Below are 17,463 nucleotides of genomic sequence, written 5' to 3' on the forward strand. Positions count from 1 at the left end.
GCGCTCCTGCTCGCCGCGGGTGCACCGCTAGCGGGCCAGTACCGATGCCCCGGCCGATGCAGGGGAAGGCAAGCCGCCGGCGGAGCTACGAACTGCGCACGCAGCTCCGCCAGCTTTGCTATCAGCCTGCGCTCGTTCTCCAGCCCACGCACACGAAGATCTTCAGGTCGGCCACCAAGTGATCGGGGTTCCGGGTTGACGAACTCGTACCGCACCCACGGTCGCGCGGACGGAAACGGGCCCTTCACGTCGGTGAGCCGCAGCCGCGGGGCTTGCGGGGCCGCGTCGTTGACGTACATTGCAGTGCCACAGCGGCATGCACATCCTCCCGTTCATCCCACATCAGTGGCTCACCCTCCACGCCGCGGTGGTGCTGCTGGCCCTGGCCACTTACGCCATTCAGTCGCTGGCGCGCCGCCAACGCCGCCATCCGTCCGCGGCGATCGGCTGGGTGCTGTTCCTGGCGCTTGCGCCCTACGTCGCACTGCCGCTGTTCCTGCTGCTAGGGACGCGCAAGACAGTTCGCGCGCGCCGACATCCGCGCCAGGCCATGGAGGACGCGGCGCGCGAGGCGCTGAACGAACCCGCCGGCCGCTTTCGGGCCCTCGCTTTCGGCCTGAGACTACCGGAGCCGGTGCCCTGCCGGGAGCTCACGGTGCATGAAGACGGTGCGATGGCACTCGCGCGCCTGCGTGCGCTTCTGGTGGCGGCGCGCCACACCCTGGAAGTGAGCTCGTTCCTGCTCGGGCGCGACGTCGTGGGCGAGGAGGTGATGGCCCTGCTGGCGCAACGCGCCCGCGAGGGCGTGCGCGTGCGCCTGATGATCGACGGCGTCGGGCTCTACCTCGGGGGACGCCCCAACCTGCGTCCGCTGCGCACTGCCGGCGTCGAAGTGGGCCTGTTCGTGCGGCCCTGGGTGTCGCCGCTGCGCGGCCGCGTGAACCTGCGCAACCACCGGAAGGTGGCGATCGCCGATGGCGAGTGGCTGTGGACGGGTGGCCGCAACCTGGCGGCCGAATACTTCGTGGCACCCACGGCGCCCTGGCGGCGCGACGGCCCCTGGACCGACCTGAGCTTTGACCTGCACGGGCCGCTCGCCGTGCAGGCGCGCGAGCAGTTCGAGCGCGACTGGGCGACCGCCCTCGGTGCACCGCCGCCGCTGGTGCGGCGCATGCCGCTGCCGGTGGCCTCGCCCGGCGAGGCGCTGGCGCAGCTGCTGCCCAGCGGGCCGGACCAGGCGGACGACACTCTGCATGAACTGCTGGTCGACGCCTGTTTCAATGCCCAGCGGCGCATCCTCGCCGTCACGCCCTACTTCGTCCCCGACCCGGTGCTGATGATGGCCTTCGCGCTGGCGGCGCGGCGCGGCGTCACTGTGGACCTGCTGCTTCCGCACCGTTCCAACCATCGGCTCGCCGACCTCGCGCGGGCCGCATCGGTGCGCGAGCTGCTCGATTCCGGCGGACGCGTCTGGCTGGCGCCCACCATGCTGCACGCCAAGCTGGTGGTCGTGGACCGCACGGTGGCCCTGGCCGGCTCGTTGAACCTCGACGCGCGCAGCCTGTTCCTCAATTACGAGATGATGGTGGCCTTCTACGACCCGCAGGCGCTCGACCGATTCACCACCTGGGCCGAGCAGGTGTGCGCGAGCGCCGAAGTACTGAAGCCGCATCGAGTGAGCTCCGTGCGGGAATTCGGGGAGGGATTGCTACGGTGGCTGACGTTCCAGCTCTGACCGCAAGCAGCGGATGTGGACGTGTGCCAACGGCGTATGTACTCCTCGACCCTGAACAGTAGTCACCTGCACTGGAAGGGCGACCCCCGTCGCAGCGGTGCGCAGAGGGTGGACATCGTTGCAGATGAAGTCCTACGACGTGACGCCCCTGGCAAACGCCTTCGCGGATGTCCTGAACCGGGATACCGGTCAGGGCTACGCCACGTGGAGCGTCAACGGCACCCATAGCGTGTTCGGCGAGAACTTCGTCTGTTCGGGCTGGCCGCGGGCCCGCAACTTCATGGAGCACGACCTGGTCTACCTTCCAAACGGAATGCTCTTCTGGGGCGCGCGCAACTTCGACGGCCGGAGCTACGCGGCGACACGGCGCCTGCCGGTCAAGGCACCGTGAAGCTCTTTGTCGCCGCCACCGTACTACGTGATCACAAGAAGGACTTCCGGACGGCTTTCCAGAGCGTGGCTATTGGGGTCGCTGCATTGCTGGATAAGCCGCCGCATGGCCTCGTGAGCTACGTCGCTCACCCGGGAACCCCGCCCGGCAAGTTCCCGGAAGTACGCGCGTTGCGGCGCGCGATTTGGACCTTCACCCGGGATCCGCTAGGCGGGTTGCCATCTGCCACTCTTACCGCTGACACGCAATGGCATCCGCAGTTCGTCGTCAACATCAAAAACTTGCTCGACAAGCTCCAGACTGAATTCGGGCTGACGCCCTCCGCCAACATCGGGCTCAAGTTGAAGAAGACCGGTCTGCCAAATGCCCCGCTGTCGGGTGCCAAGGATCTGGCCGATGACGAAGAGGTCCCACTGCGAGTCGACACCGTGCATCAGGCGACGGGAGAAAGCTTGGACTGTGTCCTCTACATGACCCTCAAGGACCATGCAGAGGAATTTCTCGCAGGCGTAGGCACGGAAGTTGGGCGCATCGGATATGTCGCGTCCACTCGCGCCCGAAATCTGCTATGGGTGGCGGTCCCAAACAACGCGCTGAAGGATCTGCGCCCCCTTTTTGAGGCCAAGGGGTTTCAGGAGGTCAACTGAAGGTGGTCTTCGTGGGTCTGATGGCGGCGCGTTCATCGGGGCCGTGCGCGCGCGCAAGGGGGTGTTCGAGCAGGCGCACGGCGGCACGCTCTTCCTCGACGAGATAGGCGACATGCCGCTGCTGATGCAGGTGTAGCTGTTGCGTGCCATCCAGGAGCGGCGCATCGTGCGGGTGGGCGGCGAAACCGCGATCCCGGTGGATGTCCGCATCGTCTGCGCCACCAACCAGGACCTGCGTGCGCGGGTGGAAGCCGGCGCCTTCCGCGAGGACCTGTACTACCGGATCAACGTGATCCACCTGCGCGTTCCCATGCTGCGGGAGCGCCGGGAGGACATCCCGTGGTTCGAGCGCCTGTTCCTGCGCGAGTTCACCCAGCAGCATGGTGGCGAGCCGCGCCTGCTGTCGCCCGCCGCCGAGCAGGCGCTGGTGAACTATCCGTGGCCGGGCAACTTGCGCGAGCTGCGCCACTGCATCGAGCGCGCCTGCATCCTGTGGGGCCCGGCCAGGCTGGAGCCGGAGGCGCTGTTCGAGAACTGGCCGCACGAGGCGATCGTGCACGCGAACGCTGCCGGCAACCTCGACCAGTACATCCGCGACTGCGAACGGCAGGCGCTGGAGCACTGCAGCAACCAGATCGGCCACACGGCGACGTACCTGGGCATCAGCCGCAAGACCTTGTGGGAGAAGATGAAGCGGCTGCAGATCCATGCGCTCACTTCCGACAACTCGGAGCCCGCGTCGGGCGCGGCCCGTACGGCGAGGCAATCATGAAGGTACTTGGCATCGTGGGCTGGTCCGGCATGGGGAAGACGACCCTGCTGGAGCGACTCATTCCCGAACTGGTGGAACGCGGCCTGCGCGTGTCACTGGTCAAGCACAGTCACAAGGACATCGAACTGGATCGCCCGGGCAAGGAATCGCACCGGCTGCGCGAGGCGGGCTGCCACGACGTGGCGGTCGTGGGACGCAACCGCTGGGGCGTCGTGCACGAACTGCGCGACGAAGCGGAGCCGGATCTGAAGGAGATCCTGGCCGGTCTGCGGCCGTGCGACGTGGTCCTGGTCGAGGGGATGAAGAGCGAATCGTTCCGAAGATCGAGGTCTGGCGCTCAGGCATGGGCAAACATCTGCTGCGTCGGCCGGACACTCTCGCCGTGGTCAGCGACAGCTCCAGCCTGCTTGATGGCTCAATCGTCGCCCTCGACATCTGCGACATTTCCGCGGTTGCGGAGTTTGTCTGTCGCTGGTACGCGAGCGAGGGGCATTCCCAAGCCCAGAGCTGGGCACAGCCGCTGCAGGAGGCCGCGGCCCAACGGGGCGCCAATCTGCAGCCGCAGCCTTCGGAAAAGAACGGCGCGCCCAGGCGTCATTGAGCGCGCCGCTTCAGATCGATCAGCCGAAGAATCATGGGCGTGAAGATCAGCTGCATCGCCAGGCCCATCTTGCCGCCCGGCACCACGATGTTGTTGGGCCGGCTCATCCAGGCATCGTGCAGCATGGAGATCAGGTAGGGAAAGTCGATGCCCTTGGGATCGGCGAAGCGGATCACCACCATCGACTCGTCGGCGCTCGGGATGTCCTTGGCGATGAAGGGGTTACTGGTGTCCACCGTCGGCACCCGCTGGAAATTCACGTGCGTTCGGCTGAACTGCGGGCAGATGTGGTTCACGTAGTCCGGCATGCGGCGCAGGATGGTCTCCACCACGGCGTCCTGGCTGTAGCCGCGCAGGTTCTGATCGCGGTGCAGCTTCTGGATCCACTCCAGGTTGATGATGGGCACCACGCCCACCAGCAGGTCCACGTGGCGCGCGACGTTGGCGCCCGGGCCGACGTAGCCGCCATGCAGTCCCTCGTAGAACAGCAGCTCGCTGCCCGGCTCCATGGCCGCCCACGGCGTGAAGGTGCCCGGCTCGCCGCCCAGTTCCTTCGCCTCCTCCGCATCGTGGATGTAGCGGCGCACCTTGCCGCCGCCGGTCTCGCCGTATTCGCGCAGGGTCTGATCCAGTTCCGCAAGCAGGTTCGCGTCCGGGCCGAAATGGCTGATGGACGGCCCTTCGCCTGAGTCGGCCTGCCGCACGCGCTCGCGCATCTCGCGGCGGTCGAAGCGGTGGAAGGAGTCGCCCTCCATCACCTGCGCCGCAATGCGCTCGCGCCGGAAGATGTGGGAGAAGCTCTTCATGACGGTCGTGGTGCCGGCCCCGGAAGAACCGGTCACGGCGACGACGGGATGGCGCACGGACATGACGGCTCCTCTCAGGACACCAGGGCTTCGGGCCGGAACAGCGAACGCTCGTTGAACAGCGGCGACACGAAAGGACGGTCGGTGCCGCTGTCGTGCTCTACGTGGTAGCGCTCGATGCGCTCCACCTCGTTGCGCGAGCCCAGGATCACCGGCACCCGCTGGTGCAGCGAGGTCGGCTGCACCTCCAGCAGCCGCTGCCGGCCGGTGCTGGCCGCACCTCCTGCCTGTTCGACCAGCAGGCCGATCGGGTTGGCCTCGTACAGCAGCCGCAGCCGCCCGGGCTTGGCCGCGTCCTTGCTGTCGCGCGGATAGAGGAACACGCCGCCCCGCACCAGGATGCGATGCACCTCTGCCACCATCGAGGCGATCCAGCGCATGTTGAAGTCGCGCGCGCGCGGGCCGCTGCGCCCCGCCTGGCATTCCGCCACGTAGCGGTGCACCGGCGCCTCCCAGAAGCGCGCGTTGCTGGTGTTGATGGCGAACTCCCCCGTGTCCGCGGGAATGCGCATCAGCGGATGCGTGAGGATGAAGTTGCCGATCTCGCGGTCGAGCGTGAAGCCGTGCGTGCCCTTGCCCACCGTCAGCACCAGCATGGTCGCCGGCCCGTAGATCGCGTAGCCGGCCGCCACCTGCTCCTGGCCCGGCAAGAGGAAGTCCGCCGTGTCGCCGCTGGCGCCCTCGCGGTGCCGCAGCACCGAGAAGATCGTCCCCACCGACACGTTCACATCGGTGTTCGACGAGCCGTCCAGCGGGTCGAACACCAGCAGGAAGGGCCCGCGGCTGCAATCCGGCGGGATGGGCAGGGCCTCGTCGTTCTCCTCCGAGGCCATCGCGGCCAGCAGCCCGCCCCATTCGCAGTGACGGATCATCGTGTCATTGGCCAGCACGTCCAGCTTCTTCTGCAGCTCGCCCTGGCCGTTGCGCTGCTCCAGGTCGCCGAGGTAGCCGCCGAGGGCACCCTTGGCCGTCATGGCGGAGATGGTCTTGATCGCCGCGGCCACGTCCACCAGCAGCGCGCCGAGGTCGTTGCCGTCCGCGATGTCCCGCAACTGCTGCAGCAGGAACTTGGACAAGGTAGTGCGTCCGAGATGCATGGTGATCCCTCCCTCATTGCGCGTGGGCCGCGGCAAGCGCGAACACGCGGCTCGCGCGGATGTCGCCCTCGGCGATCGTGCTGAGCTCCTCGCGTCCGAGCTCGCGTTCCGGCTGCGCGAACAGCCGGCTGGCTTGGCGCAGGCGCGCCCGGTCCAGCGCGTTGCGCACGCTCCGCGCGTTGGCGAAGTGCGGCTGGCGAATGCGCAGCGCCAGGTACGCTTCCAGCGCCTCCAGCGCGCCGGCGCCGAAGCGGTAGTTCATGTCCTGCAGCATCCGCTGCGCAATCTGCAGCAGCTCGCTGTCGGAATAGTCCGGGAAGGCCAGGTGGTGCGCGATGCGCGAGCTCAGGCCGGGGTTCGAGCGGAAGAAGGTGTCCATGCGGTCCTGGTAGCCTGCGAGGATCACCACCAGGTCGTCGCGCTGGTTCTCCATCACCTGCAACAGGATCTCGATGGCTTCCTGACCGTAGTCGCGCTCGTTGTCGGGCCGGTAGAGGTAGTAGGCTTCGTCGATGAACAGCACGCCGCCCATGGCCTTTTTCAGCACCTCGCGCGTCTTCGGCGCGGTATGGCCGATGTACTGGCCGACCAGGTCGTCGCGCGTCACGGCAACGAGGTGCCCTTTGCGCACGTAGCCCAGCCGGTGCAGGATCTGCGCCATGCGAAGTGCGACCGTCGTCTTGCCCGTGCCGGGGTTGCCGGTGAAGGACATGTGCAGGGAGGGCGCGCGCGCTTGCAGGCCGGCGGCGGAGCGCAGCCTGTCGATCACCAGCAGGGCCGCGATGTCGCGGATGCGCTGCTTGACGGGCGCGAGGCCCACGAGGTCGCGATCGAGCTCATCGAGCACCGCCATCACGTTGGTGTGCGAGAGGACCTCGGCGACCGTGCGCGCGGGTGGGGGTTCGACAGCGTCGGCAGGTGCCGCGGCGACGGCGGCAAGGGCGTAGGCAGGCAGCGCCATCACGACGGCTCCGGTTCCCGTGCGCGCACGGCGAGCTGCAGGCGCAGGGCCGCCATCACCTCGATGTAGCTCGGGTGGGCGAAAATCGCGCTACCGGCGACGAAGGTGTCGGCGCCCGCGTCGGCGATGCGGCGGATGTTCTCCACCTTCACGCCACCGTCCACCTGCAGCCGGATTTCGCGTCCGGTCTCCTGCCGGTGCGCATCGATCATGCGGCGCGCCTGCGCGATCTTGCGCAGCGAGGACTCGATCAGGTCCTGGCCGCCGAATCCAGGGTGCACGCCCATCACCAGCACCATGTCCACCTTGTCGATCACCCATTCCAGCAGGTCCAGCGGCTCGGCCGGATTGAACGCGAGGCCGGCGCCGCAGCCACCGGCGCGAATCAGCTGCAGCGTGCGGTCCACGTGCGCGCTCGCGTTCGGGTGGAAGGAGATGAAATCGGCGCCCGCCTCGACGAACGCCTGCGCCAGCGCATCGACGGGCTTGACCATCAGGTGCACGTCGAGCGGCACGCGCATGCCGTCGTTGCGCACGCAGTGGCGCTTGATCGCCCGCGCCGCGTCGGGGCCGATCGTGAGGTTCGGCACGTAGTGCTGGTCCATCACGTCGAAGTGAATCCAGTCCGCTCCCGCGGCGATCACGGCGCGCACCTCCTCACCCAGGCGCGCAAAATCCGCGGAGAGGATCGAAGGGGCAATCAGGTGCACGGCCTCAGTCCTCGTAGCGGCGCGCTTCCGGCCGATCGGTGGCGTAGCTGTGCACCGTGTAGCGCATGGTGCGGCCCTGGACTTCCTGCCGCACCAGGCCGAAGCCGGGCTCCTTTTCGGGCCGCTGCACGAGGAAGCTCATGGCCACCGATTCCACGCCGCGCGTCGAATCGAAGGCCACCAGCCGGATGTAGTGGGAGACGAACGTCTTCCTGCACTGGCGCACTTCCGCCAGCACGCCGGCCGCATCGCGCAGGTCGAACATCGGCATGCCGAACATTTCCCAGTAGGTGTTGCGCGGGTGCGGATCGTCCGTGGACTCGACGCTCCAGGCGTACCCGCGCGCCAGGCCGTATTCGATCTGCGCCAGGATCTCGGCGTCGGTGAGGTCCGGCAGGAAGCTGAACTGGCCCTGGTTGAGGCGGCCGGTGGGATTGGTCATCATGGCGCGGGCTCCTTCACATCGACAGGGAGGGTGTCACGGCGTAGTCGCTCGTGTCGGTGGACTGGTAGTTGAAGGAGACGTCGCCCCAGGTGTCCAGCGCCTGCTGCAAGGGCGTGCAGAAGCGCGCCGCGGCCCGCAGGATCTCCGGGCCTTCGACGGCGACCTCGCGTCCCTCGTTGCGCGCCTTCACCATGGCCTCCAGCGCGACGCGGTTGGCGACTGCGCCGGCCTGCACGCCGGCGGGGTGGCCGATGGTGCCGCCGCCGAACTGCAGGATCACGTCGTCGCCGAACAGGTCCAGCAGCTGGTGCATCTGGCCGGCGTGAATGCCGCCGGAGGCGACGGGCATCACCTTGCGCAGGTCGGCCCAGTCCTGGTCGAAGAAGAGGCCGCGCGGCAGGTCCTGCCGGGTGAAGGCGTCGCGGCACACGTTGTAGTAGCCCTGCACGGTCATCGGGTCGCCTTCGAGCTTGCCCACCGCGGTGCCGGCATGCAGGTGGTCCACGCCCGCCAGCCGCAGCCACTTGGCGATCACGCGGAAGCTCACGCCATGCGTCTTCTGCCGCGTGTAGGTGCCGTGGCCCGCACGGTGCATGTGCAGGATCATGTCGTTGCGGCGGCACCAGTCCGCCATCGACTGGATCGCGGTCCAGCCGACCACGAGGTCCACCATCACCACCACGGAGCCGAGATCGTGCGCGAAGTCCGCGCGCTCGTACATGTCTTCCATGGTCGCGGCGGTCACGTTCAGGTACGAGCCCTTGATCTCGCCGGTCGCGGCGCTGGCCTTGTTCACCGCGTCCATCACATACAGGAAGCGGTCGCGCCAGTGCATGAAGGGCTGCGAGTTGATGTTCTCGTCGTCCTTCATGAAGTCGAGGCCGCCCTTGAGGCCTTCGTAGATCACGCGCCCGTAGTTGCGGCCGGAAAGACCCAGCTTCGGCTTGGTGGTGGCGCCCAGCAGCGGGCGGCCGAACTTGTCCAGGCGCTCGCGTTCCACGACCAGCCCGGTCGGCGGGCCCTTGAAGGTCTTCACATATGCGACCGGGATGCGGATGTCCTCCAGCCGCACTGCCTTCAGCGGCTTGAACGAGAACACGTTGCCAATCAGGCTGGCGGTGAGGTTGGCGATCGAGCCCTCCTCGAACAGGATCAGGTCATAGGCCACCCACGCGAAGTACTGGCCGGCCTGTCCCGGGACCGGCTCCACCCTGTACGCCTTGGCGCGGTAGGTGTCGCAGGCGGTGAGGCGGTCCGTCCACACGACCGTCCAGGTCGCGGTGCTGGATTCGCCCGCCACGGCCGCCGCGGCCTCGATCGGGTCCACGCCCTCCTGCGGCGTGATGCGAAACAGGCATAGGACGTCGGTGTCGCGCGGTGTGTAGTCCGCGTCCCAGTAGCCCATCTGCCGGTACTTCAGGACGCCCGCGGCATAGCGCTTCCTGGCGTCGGTGATCAGGCCTTCGTCGACGGGCTTGTTCATCCTTGATCTCCATCAATCGCCGCACCGATGCAGCGGTTGATGGGGACTCTAGGCAGGCCTAGCATGCAGCGGAAGTCAGATCTTCTGATGCCATCGTTAAGCTCCGCTGAATGAAGAACGCCACCCTGCGCCAGTTGCGGGTTTTCGCCGCGGTCGGCAAGCACCTGAACTTCGCGCGCGCGGCGGAGGAGCTTTCCCTGTCGCCGCCGGCCGTGTCGATGCAGATCCGCGAACTCGAGGAGCACGTCGGCATGCCCCTGTTCGACCGCACCAGCCGCGCGGTGACGCTCACGACGGTGGGCGAATACGTGCTGGCCCACGCGCGCCGCGTGCTCGCCGCCATGCGCGACGCCGAGGACATGGTCGCCAACCTCAAAGGCCTGCAGAGTGGCGTGCTCGACGTGGTGATGGTTAGCACGGCAAAGTACTTCGTGCCGCGCATGCTGGCCCTCTTCCGGCAGGATCATCCCGGCGTGGAGATCCGCCTGCGGGTGGCGCAGAACCGCGACGAGATCGTGGAGTTGATGCGCCAGGGCGAGGTGGAACTGGCCATCATGGGCCGGCCGCCGACGGAATGGTCCACGCGCGCCGAGCCCTTTGCGCTGCACCCGCACGTGCTGGTGACCGCGCCCGACCACCCCTTCGCGCAGATGGAGCACGTGCCGGCGCAGGCGCTATCGCGCGAAGCCTTCATCGTGCGCGAGGAAGGCTCGGGCACGCGGGCAGCGCTGCAGGAGTACATGCAGACCCACCGGCTCTCGCCGCACGTGGCGATGGAGATGGCCAGCAACGAGGCGATCAAGCAGGCGGTGATGGCGGGCATGGGCGTGAGCCTGCTGTCGCTGCATACCCTGGGCCTGGAGCTCGCGCACCAGCTGATCGCCACGCCGGACGTCGAAGGGCTGCCGCTGATGCGGCGCTGGCATGTCGTGAACACGCTGGGGCGCACGCTCTCGCCGGCGGCGGAGGCGTTCCGCTACTTCATGCTGGAGCGCGGCGAGGCCTTCCTTGCGGAGCATTTCGGTCAACCATACGCGCTTGTGTCAGCCAAGGCAGGCACCGCGCAATAACGGCCGCCTCTGCGACGGCTGAGATTGGGCCGCATCCAGCCATCTACAGACATCTACTGGCAAAGGCATCACAAAGAATCTCTGCTTGGCTCGCGGATACATCCCCCTTCGCGAACTGGAGGCGCAGGGCGCGTTGTCCTCCTCAGCGGTCCAGGTCGCATCGTTAGTTCTGGATCACTTCTCAGGGCCCGCCTCCCCAGCGGACATAAAGACCCTTGAGCGAGCCCTGGCCCCGACGAGCGACGATGCTGACTTGGTTCGCCTATTCAGCGTCGTTGCCTGGGTAAACAGTGACACAGTGAAATCCAATGGGCCCGACCTGGAGGCTGAGAGGTCCAAGTGGGATCGCGTGATGTCGAACCTGCTTGTTAACCATCGCATCGATGAGATGTACACAGCGAGCACTACCCTCAGGGGCGTGCAAGCACTGGCCTTACATGCGGGCGGTCTGTATCACGCGCTGTCGAAGGCTGACGCAATCCCCGGCTTCGGCGTGGAACAGGCGAAGGAGGAGATCCGAAAGGCCCGCCTGATCGTCGAGGATTCGACGCGAGAGTCGCTATTCACCGAGGTCGAGTCCCACCCATACCTGCAAGGCCGGATCGGATTCCTGCTTGACTTCAGCGGCACGCCCGAAGTGCCCTTCGACCGCGATGCCTTCGTCCGCTACTCGCAACGCGCTCGAGCCGTGCTTGCTGACGGCATCCGCGGTTCGGTCGAGCACCTGCTCGAACGTGCGATGCTGTCCATCGAGGACTACCTCATCGAACGCGGGGCCTCCAAGTTCTTCTTCTGCAGCGCAGATGGCGGCACGTACCGCGAGAGATCTGAAAACTGGTTCAGGGTTGTCGGCCCACCCGCCTTCAAGGTACTGCTAGATGGCGTGGAGCCCCCGGACGATCCCAATTCGACTGATTCGATGTAAGCGGTTGCAGAAAGACGTCGCGCAGGTGCGCGGGCGCGACCATTGCCAACTCGGTTGTCCCACCCACGTAGCTTGCCTCCTCGATGTTGCGTCTTTCCGCGCCGACACGCCGAGGGCTGCTGATGGCCGATGACGGAAGATCATCGGAATGTCAGCAGCCACGCCGTGCTCTCATGCTGGCGTACGTGATGTCGTTTTGGGGCGACCCTTGCCCCCTGCTGTGGCGCCCAGATTGACCGCAGCGCCGTAAGCGATCGGGATTGGAAACGCGAAGATCGCCAGCCCCAGGCTAACGGCGATGAACATCAACCATGTCCCAAGTGCGGGGACAAGCGCGGCAGCCGTGATCATCACGCGCCATGCCTTTCCAAAGAGCCGCCCAAGGACAAAGCCCAGCCCGAATGCAAGTGCGACGACGTGGCCCTGGCTTGCGGCAATACTCAAGCGCAGGCCTTACAGCGTTGCCGTCGCGGCGGTTGCCAACAAGATCGCCCGAACAATCTGGGCTGTGCTCGCTCGAGGCCAAGCCTGGCGCGCCGCAGCATGGCAAGCCGCATGATCGAATTGAACGCCGGGGACGGCACCCTTTAGGAGAGCAAGGGACGCGACGTGTGTGATGGGCCAGACAGGTCGGACCGGGACGGGAACACTCCGATTGGGAACTTGAGCCTTGAGCTCGATGTTCAGATGGGAATCCCGTCAGCGAATGCCATCAGGGCCAGCAGGCTTGCCCGCCTGCGCCACAGGCCGGATATAAGACTGCAGCCCAGCCTCCTGTTCATCACGCAAAACGTCCTTGCGATCCGGGAGGCGCCCATATAAGACCTTCCCTAGTCAACGACCACACACATGAACGACCTATCCGAGGAGGACGGCAGCCGCCGGGACTACTTTTACGGCTGCTGTGCTCATGCAGCGCTTCTGCTCCTCGCGTTCTGGTGGGTTCCCTCTTCATGGGGCCTGCAAATACTTTACTGGGGCTGGCTTTGCTGGTATTTCGGTCGATGGCGACAGTTCGTCACGCGAGCGCGCTGGGGTTGGCTGCTCCTCAGCGGCTGCGGCGTGCTATGGGTCGTTGCGCTCCCCAACATGCTCTTTTTCCTGGTGCTCAACACCGGCGGGCGCACCTGACGCCGCACCGCCCTTCCCCCGGAATCCCGCCTCATCGACCAATCTTGATCGCGCACGGCGACACCCAGCACCGGCCGCCTCAATGGCTGGTGCTGGCCGAACTCTGTCTTCCCCTGCCGCCTGTGGATAGCGGCCGAAGTCGCGGGCAACAGCGGCGTCACCTGCCCTGGCGGATGCGCCCGCGCGCGCCGGGCACTCGTGTCGACCTAGCGAGCGACGGCTGCGCAGATCTCGCGGGTGACCTCCAGGAACCGGTCCACGTCCTCGAAGGTGTGGCAATGGAGGGGCGACACGCGAACCGCACCGTCGAGCCCCAGGGAATCCAGCATGCGGCCGGAATAGATGCTGGAAGCCACTCGCTCGTACACGATGACGCCGCGCTTCTCGTATTCGCGTACGGCCTGCGTATGATCCAGGCCCTCGAGCGCGATCGCGAGAATCAGGTCGCGCCGGGACAGGTCGTCGTGGTCCAGCAGCACCTTGACCGCGGGCAGAAGCCGCAGGCCCGGCACGCCGGGCGAGCCTTCCAGCAGGCGCGCCAGCAGCGCCCGCTCGTGCAGGCCGATGCGCTCCATGCCGCGGGCGAACAGCGCGCGCCGGTCCCCGCCGCTGTCGAACTGGCCGCCGATCCAGCAGACGTAGTTGACGATCTCGGTCATGACGGCGAACTGCCAGGGCGCCGAGCTGCCCAGGTCCCAGAAATCGGCGCTCCGGGCCGCCAGCTTGTGGTGCGGCAGCACGGCGGCGCGATCGGACAGCCAGGAGAAGCCGGAGCCGCGACAGCCGTAGAACTTGTAGGGCGCGATGTTGATGGCGTCCACCGGCGTCTTCCGAAGGTCGATCAGCCCGTGCGGTGCGTGCTGCACTGCGTCGACGACGATGTACAGGTCCGGCTTGACCTCGCGGGCGCGGCGTACCACCTGCTCCAGGTCGAGCTTGGCGCCGGAAATGTTGGAGGCATAGATCACCACGAGCATGCAGGTGCGCTCGTCGATGCGGCGGACGATCTCCTCGACGTCGACTCCGCCGGTGACGCGGTTGCTGGGCGCCACCCGCAATTCCTTACCGAGCCGCTGCGCGTACTGCGCGGCCGCGTCGTAGGAAGACGGGTGCTCCAGCACCGTGGTGACGATGTTGTCGCCAGGCACGTTTTCCGCCACGGCGCGCACCATGTCGAACATCGCCCCCGACGCCGTGAGCGATGCATGCACGGTGCCGCCCTGGGCATTGAGCAGCAGGCGCACGTCCTCGACGCCGCGCACCTGCACCTCCTTCAGCCAGACCGCGACCTCGTGGATGCGCTCGGGGCAGTCCGGGATCGCGTCCACTTTCCCGGCCGCTTCCACGGCCGCCTTGAGACGCAGGGCCCCCCCGGCGTTCTCGAAGTACAACCGCTGGCGGCCCTTGAAGTCATGGTCGACGTGATTGAAGCGCGCCTTGATCTGCTGCGACAGTTCGGCAGGGAAGGCTTCGCCGCGATCGGCTGCGGCAGGCATTTTCGTTTCGTGTTGCATGGGTGAATTCCAAAAGGAGGGCTGACCCGGTCGCGTCAGTGCGAACGCAGGTCGGCCAGGAAGCGTTGGGCCCGCTCGCTCTGCGGGTGCTCGAAGAAGCCGGACGGTGTTCCCGTCTCGACGATGCGGCCGTGGTCCATGAACAGGACGCGGTCCGCCACCTCGCGGGCGAAGCCCATTTCGTGCGTCACGCAGATCATGGTCATGCCTTCGCGGGCCAGCGACTTCATCACCTGCAGCACCTCGCCCACCATCTCGGGGTCGAGCGCGCTGGTGGGCTCGTCGAACAGCATCGCGGGCGGGTCCATGGCCAGGGCACGCGCGATGGCCACGCGCTGCTGCTGGCCGCCCGACAACTGCCCCGGGTAGGCGTCCGCCTTGGCGGCCAGGCCCACGCGGGCCAGCAGCTGCTGCGCGCGCTCGCGCGCCGGCGCCTTGCCGCGCCCCAGCACCAGGGTGGGTGCAAGCATGATGTTGTCGGCCACCGAGAGGTGCGGAAACAGGTTGAAGCTCTGGAAGACGAAGCCGACGCGGCTGCGAAACTTGTTGATGTCCAGCGACGGCGCATGCACGTCCTGGCCATCGAACAGGATGCGGCCCTGTTGGATCTCCTCCAGGCGATTCACGGTGCGGATCAGGGTCGACTTGCCCGATCCCGAGGGACCGCACACAACCACTACCTCTCCCCTGGCGACCGTGGCGTCGATTCCCTGCAGGGCGTGGTAGTCACCGTACCACTTGTTCACGCCTTCGAACTGGATCATGGGGTTCCTCATTCGGCGATCGCCGCCAGGGGGGGCGGCGCCACCGGCGCCGTGCCTGCTGCCGCCACGCCCGCACGCCGGCGCGCCACGCGCCGCTCGAGGTGCCGCGCGAGCTGGGTCAGGGAGAAGCAGAGCAGGAAGTAGATGGCGGCCAAGACCGCGTAGACCGGAAACGGCTTGGTGAGCAGCGAGCTGTTCACCTGGCTGGCCGAGAACGTCAGCTCGTTGACGCTGATCACGTAGCCCAGCGATGTCTCCTTGATGGTGGAGACGAACTGGCTGAGCATAGCCGGCACCATGTTGTAGAGCGCCTGCGGCAGCACCACCTTGCGCATCGCCTGCCCGTAGCTGAGGCCGACCGCGCGGGCCGCCTCCATCTGCCCGCGCGGCAGCGATTCGATGCCGGCGCGCACGATCTCGGCCAGGTAGGCCGCCTCGTAGATCACCAGCGTCGCCAGCATGGTGCTAAAGCCGCTGACGGGCCGCCCCAGGAGGGCCGGCAGGAAGAAGTAGACCCAGAAGATCAGCATGATCAGCGGCACGCCGCGCATCACGTAGACCAGGGCCGTGGCCGGCCAGTACAGCAGCCGGAAGCGGCTCACGCGGGCGAAGGCCAGGCCGACCCCCAGGGGGAAGGCCAGCGCGATGCCCAGGATCGCCAGGATGAAGGTCAGGGCCAGCCCGCCGAGCGGGCCGTTCGGGTACTGGCCCACCAGCAGCAGCAGGCCGTAGTCGTGCAGGATGGTTCCGATGTCGCTCATGCCTTACCTCGCCACGATGCGAAGGCGCCGCTCCGCCAAGCTGCCAGCCGCCATGATCAGCAGGGAGATGCCGAGATAGACGACGGTGGCGAACAAGTAGGTCTCCACCGTCTTGAAGCTCCGGCTCTCGATCTCGCGCGTCGCGTAGGTCAGTTCGGCGACGCCGATGGTCATCGCCAGCGAGGTGTTCTTGAACAGCAGCACCGTGTGGTTGATGAGGGTCGGCAGGGCAATGCGGAAGGCCTGCGGAAAGATGACGTGGCGGAACGCCTGCAGGTAGCTCAGACCCAGCGCGCGGGACGCCTCGATCTGCGAATGCGGGATCGCCCGGATGCCGCCGCGCAGCGACTCCGACATGTAGGCCGAGGTCGCCAACCCGACCGAGATGGTCGCGAAGGCGAACTCACCGCCATGCTGGTTCAGCCAGATCTCCGCACCCTTGGGCAACAGCGTGGAGATGCCGAAGTACCAGAGAAAGATCTGCACCAGCATCGGCACGTTCTGGTGGTATTCGACCCAGCCCGCCACCGCCGCCTGCGCCCAGCGGCTGCGGCCCATACGCACCAGGGCCAGCAGCGTGCCCAGCACCATTGCGAGGATCCACGCGAGCACCGTGAGTTCCAGCATCAGGACGATGCCGTGCAGCAGCATCTGCGGGGCGTCCTCCCGCAACAGTACGGAGAAATCAAGCAATGGCACGGGCAACACCTGCGGGCGTCAGCCCTTGATCGGCTCGATCTTGAACGTGCGGTGCAGCTTGTACTCGGTGCCGGCACCTAGGTACTTGTCGAAGATCTTGGCGGCTTCGCCGGACTTCTCCATGCCGGAGAGCACCTCGTTGACCTTGTTGATCAGCGCGGTCTCGCCCTTGCGCATGCCGATGCCCCACGGCTCGACGAACAGCGGCGGCTGCAGCACGTCGATCGGGACCGGGCTGCTCTCGGCATCGTGCTTCCACTTCACCAGCGTCAGCTCGGACAGCACGACGCCGTCCACCTTGCCCTGCTGCAGGGCGACGAACAGCGCCGGCGCATCCTGGAAGGTGACGGTGGTGACGTTCGGGATCAGCTTGCGGGCGCCGGCCTCCGAGGTCGAACCCTTGGGCGCGGCGACACGCTTGCCGGCCAGATCGGCCGGGCTCTTGTACTTGTCGACGCGGCGGGCCGAGACCATTTGGTTGCTCACGAAGTAGCTGTCGCTGTAGGCGATCTGCTTGGCTCGCTCGCCGGTCCAGCCCAGGTTGGCGGCGAGCACGTCGACGCGGCCCTGCATCAGTTCGGGGATGCGAGCGGCAACGGAGATCAGCTTCAGTTCGAGCTTGACGCCCAGGGCCTGGGCCACGGCGCCGCAGAAGTCCACGTCGTAGCCCTGGGTCTCGCGCGTCTGCGGATTCGGGAAGCTGAAAGGCTCCGCGTTGCCGAGGGTGCCGCACACGAGGGTGCCCTTCTGCTTGATGTCGGCCAGCTGGTCGGCGCGGGCCGCCTGGGCGCCGAACAGGGCCAGGGTCAGCAGGCCACAAGAGATCAGGGAAAGCTTGCGCATGGGAAGGTTCCTCGGTGCTATCGGAAAGATGGGGAGGCAGTGGTAGGC

General features: G+C 66.8%; 19 protein-coding genes and 3 pseudogenes. 11 read left to right on the top strand and 11 right to left on the bottom strand.

Annotation, left to right across the window (positions count from 1 at the left end; genetic code table 11):
* Positions 1 to 316 precede the first annotated feature (316 nt).
* The 7 genes and pseudogenes from JJ685_RS03025 to JJ685_RS29590 all read left to right on the top strand — a co-directional run bounded on the left by JJ685_RS03025 (position 317) and on the right by JJ685_RS29590 (position 4,146).
* Complete coding sequence (locus JJ685_RS03025; RefSeq protein ID WP_236598662.1) at positions 317 to 1,735, top strand: phospholipase D-like domain-containing protein; 1,419 nt, start codon at positions 317 to 319, stop codon at positions 1,733 to 1,735.
* Positions 1,736 to 1,859: 124 nt separating this feature from the next.
* Positions 1,860 to 2,126: a hypothetical protein gene (locus tag JJ685_RS03030; RefSeq protein ID WP_201672683.1), complete on the top strand. Its 267-nt coding sequence runs from the start codon at positions 1,860 to 1,862 to the stop codon at positions 2,124 to 2,126.
* Positions 2,123 to 2,773, top strand: a complete 651-nt coding sequence (locus tag JJ685_RS03035) for a P-loop NTPase family protein (RefSeq protein WP_201672684.1) — start codon at positions 2,123 to 2,125, stop codon at positions 2,771 to 2,773. The genes JJ685_RS03030 and JJ685_RS03035 overlap by 4 nt, the downstream gene beginning before the upstream one ends.
* A pseudogene (locus JJ685_RS29585) lies at positions 2,742 to 3,062 on the top strand (sigma 54-interacting transcriptional regulator); the annotation flags it as partial. The gene JJ685_RS03035 and the pseudogene JJ685_RS29585, both read left to right, overlap by 32 nt.
* A gap of 21 nt (positions 3,063 to 3,083) precedes the next feature.
* Positions 3,084 to 3,545, top strand: a complete 462-nt coding sequence (locus JJ685_RS03045; RefSeq protein WP_236598764.1) for an AAA-type ATPase lid domain-containing protein — start codon at positions 3,084 to 3,086, stop codon at positions 3,543 to 3,545.
* A gap of 29 nt (positions 3,546 to 3,574) precedes the next feature.
* Positions 3,575 to 3,808, top strand: a pseudogene (locus JJ685_RS30355) (molybdopterin-guanine dinucleotide biosynthesis protein MobB); the annotation flags it as partial.
* Between the two features lie 80 nt (positions 3,809 to 3,888).
* Positions 3,889 to 4,146, top strand: coding sequence for a hypothetical protein (locus JJ685_RS29590; protein ID WP_236598663.1), 258 nt, complete (start codon positions 3,889 to 3,891; stop codon positions 4,144 to 4,146).
* Here JJ685_RS29590 and JJ685_RS03055 read toward each other — a convergent pair.
* The 6 genes from JJ685_RS03055 to JJ685_RS03080 are packed head-to-tail and all read right to left on the bottom strand — an operon-like array spanning position 4,140 to position 9,708.
* Complete coding sequence (locus JJ685_RS03055; RefSeq protein WP_201672688.1) at positions 4,140 to 5,015, bottom strand: phosphoribulokinase; 876 nt, start codon at positions 5,013 to 5,015, stop codon at positions 4,140 to 4,142. The genes JJ685_RS29590 and JJ685_RS03055 overlap by 7 nt on opposite strands.
* 11 nt (positions 5,016 to 5,026) lie before the next feature.
* Positions 5,027 to 6,109 (bottom strand): class 1 fructose-bisphosphatase, encoded by a 1,083-nt coding sequence (locus tag JJ685_RS03060; RefSeq protein ID WP_201672689.1) that lies wholly within the window; start codon positions 6,107 to 6,109, stop codon positions 5,027 to 5,029.
* A gap of 13 nt (positions 6,110 to 6,122) precedes the next feature.
* The gene (gene cbbX, locus JJ685_RS03065) at positions 6,123 to 7,070 is read right to left on the bottom strand and encodes a CbbX protein (RefSeq protein WP_201672690.1); all 948 of its coding nucleotides are present in this window, start codon (positions 7,068 to 7,070) and stop codon (positions 6,123 to 6,125) included.
* On the bottom strand, positions 7,070 to 7,780 hold the full coding sequence (gene rpe, locus JJ685_RS03070) for a ribulose-phosphate 3-epimerase (RefSeq protein WP_201672691.1): 711 nt from the start codon (positions 7,778 to 7,780) through the stop codon (positions 7,070 to 7,072). Before rpe ends, cbbX begins: the two co-directional genes overlap by 1 nt.
* A gap of 4 nt (positions 7,781 to 7,784) precedes the next feature.
* The gene (locus JJ685_RS03075; RefSeq protein WP_201672692.1) at positions 7,785 to 8,225 is read right to left on the bottom strand and encodes a ribulose bisphosphate carboxylase small subunit; all 441 of its coding nucleotides are present in this window, start codon (positions 8,223 to 8,225) and stop codon (positions 7,785 to 7,787) included.
* 13 nt (positions 8,226 to 8,238) lie between these two features.
* Positions 8,239 to 9,708, bottom strand: a complete 1,470-nt coding sequence (locus tag JJ685_RS03080; RefSeq protein WP_201672693.1) for a form I ribulose bisphosphate carboxylase large subunit — start codon at positions 9,706 to 9,708, stop codon at positions 8,239 to 8,241.
* Between the two features lie 110 nt (positions 9,709 to 9,818).
* Between JJ685_RS03080 and JJ685_RS03085 the strand changes: the two genes are divergently transcribed.
* The 4 genes and pseudogenes from JJ685_RS03085 to JJ685_RS03095 all read left to right on the top strand — a co-directional run bounded on the left by JJ685_RS03085 (position 9,819) and on the right by JJ685_RS03095 (position 12,834).
* Entirely contained in the window at positions 9,819 to 10,778 is a 960-nt protein-coding gene (locus tag JJ685_RS03085; RefSeq protein ID WP_201672694.1) for a LysR family transcriptional regulator, read from the top strand.
* Between the two features lie 352 nt (positions 10,779 to 11,130).
* Positions 11,131 to 11,703, top strand: coding sequence for a hypothetical protein (locus tag JJ685_RS03090; RefSeq protein WP_201672695.1), 573 nt, complete (start codon positions 11,131 to 11,133; stop codon positions 11,701 to 11,703).
* A gap of 424 nt (positions 11,704 to 12,127) precedes the next feature.
* Positions 12,128 to 12,262 (top strand): annotated as a pseudogene (locus JJ685_RS29595) (IS110 family transposase); the annotation flags it as partial.
* A gap of 290 nt (positions 12,263 to 12,552) precedes the next feature.
* Positions 12,553 to 12,834, top strand: coding sequence for a hypothetical protein (locus tag JJ685_RS03095; RefSeq protein ID WP_201672696.1), 282 nt, complete (start codon positions 12,553 to 12,555; stop codon positions 12,832 to 12,834).
* 206 nt (positions 12,835 to 13,040) lie between these two features.
* Here the strand turns inward: JJ685_RS03095 and JJ685_RS03100 are convergent, their stop codons facing one another.
* The 5 genes from JJ685_RS03100 to JJ685_RS03120 are packed head-to-tail and all read right to left on the bottom strand — an operon-like array spanning position 13,041 to position 17,415.
* Entirely contained in the window at positions 13,041 to 14,330 is a 1,290-nt protein-coding gene (locus JJ685_RS03100; protein WP_201672697.1) for an aminotransferase class V-fold PLP-dependent enzyme, read from the bottom strand.
* A gap of 53 nt (positions 14,331 to 14,383) precedes the next feature.
* Positions 14,384 to 15,112, bottom strand: a complete 729-nt coding sequence (locus tag JJ685_RS03105) for an amino acid ABC transporter ATP-binding protein (protein WP_201672698.1) — start codon at positions 15,110 to 15,112, stop codon at positions 14,384 to 14,386.
* Positions 15,113 to 15,120: 8 nt separating this feature from the next.
* Positions 15,121 to 15,873: an amino acid ABC transporter permease gene (locus tag JJ685_RS03110; RefSeq protein ID WP_201672699.1), complete on the bottom strand. Its 753-nt coding sequence runs from the start codon at positions 15,871 to 15,873 to the stop codon at positions 15,121 to 15,123.
* A gap of 3 nt (positions 15,874 to 15,876) precedes the next feature.
* Positions 15,877 to 16,572 (bottom strand): amino acid ABC transporter permease, encoded by a 696-nt coding sequence (locus JJ685_RS03115; protein ID WP_330901693.1) that lies wholly within the window; start codon positions 16,570 to 16,572, stop codon positions 15,877 to 15,879.
* Positions 16,573 to 16,590: 18 nt separating this feature from the next.
* Positions 16,591 to 17,415 (bottom strand): ABC transporter substrate-binding protein, encoded by an 825-nt coding sequence (locus tag JJ685_RS03120; RefSeq protein ID WP_201672700.1) that lies wholly within the window; start codon positions 17,413 to 17,415, stop codon positions 16,591 to 16,593.
* Between the last annotated feature and the right edge of the window lie 48 nt (positions 17,416 to 17,463).

The organism is Ramlibacter monticola (assembly GCF_016722785.1).
In the GTDB taxonomy this organism is placed as follows: domain Bacteria; phylum Pseudomonadota; class Gammaproteobacteria; order Burkholderiales; family Burkholderiaceae_C; genus Ramlibacter; species Ramlibacter monticola.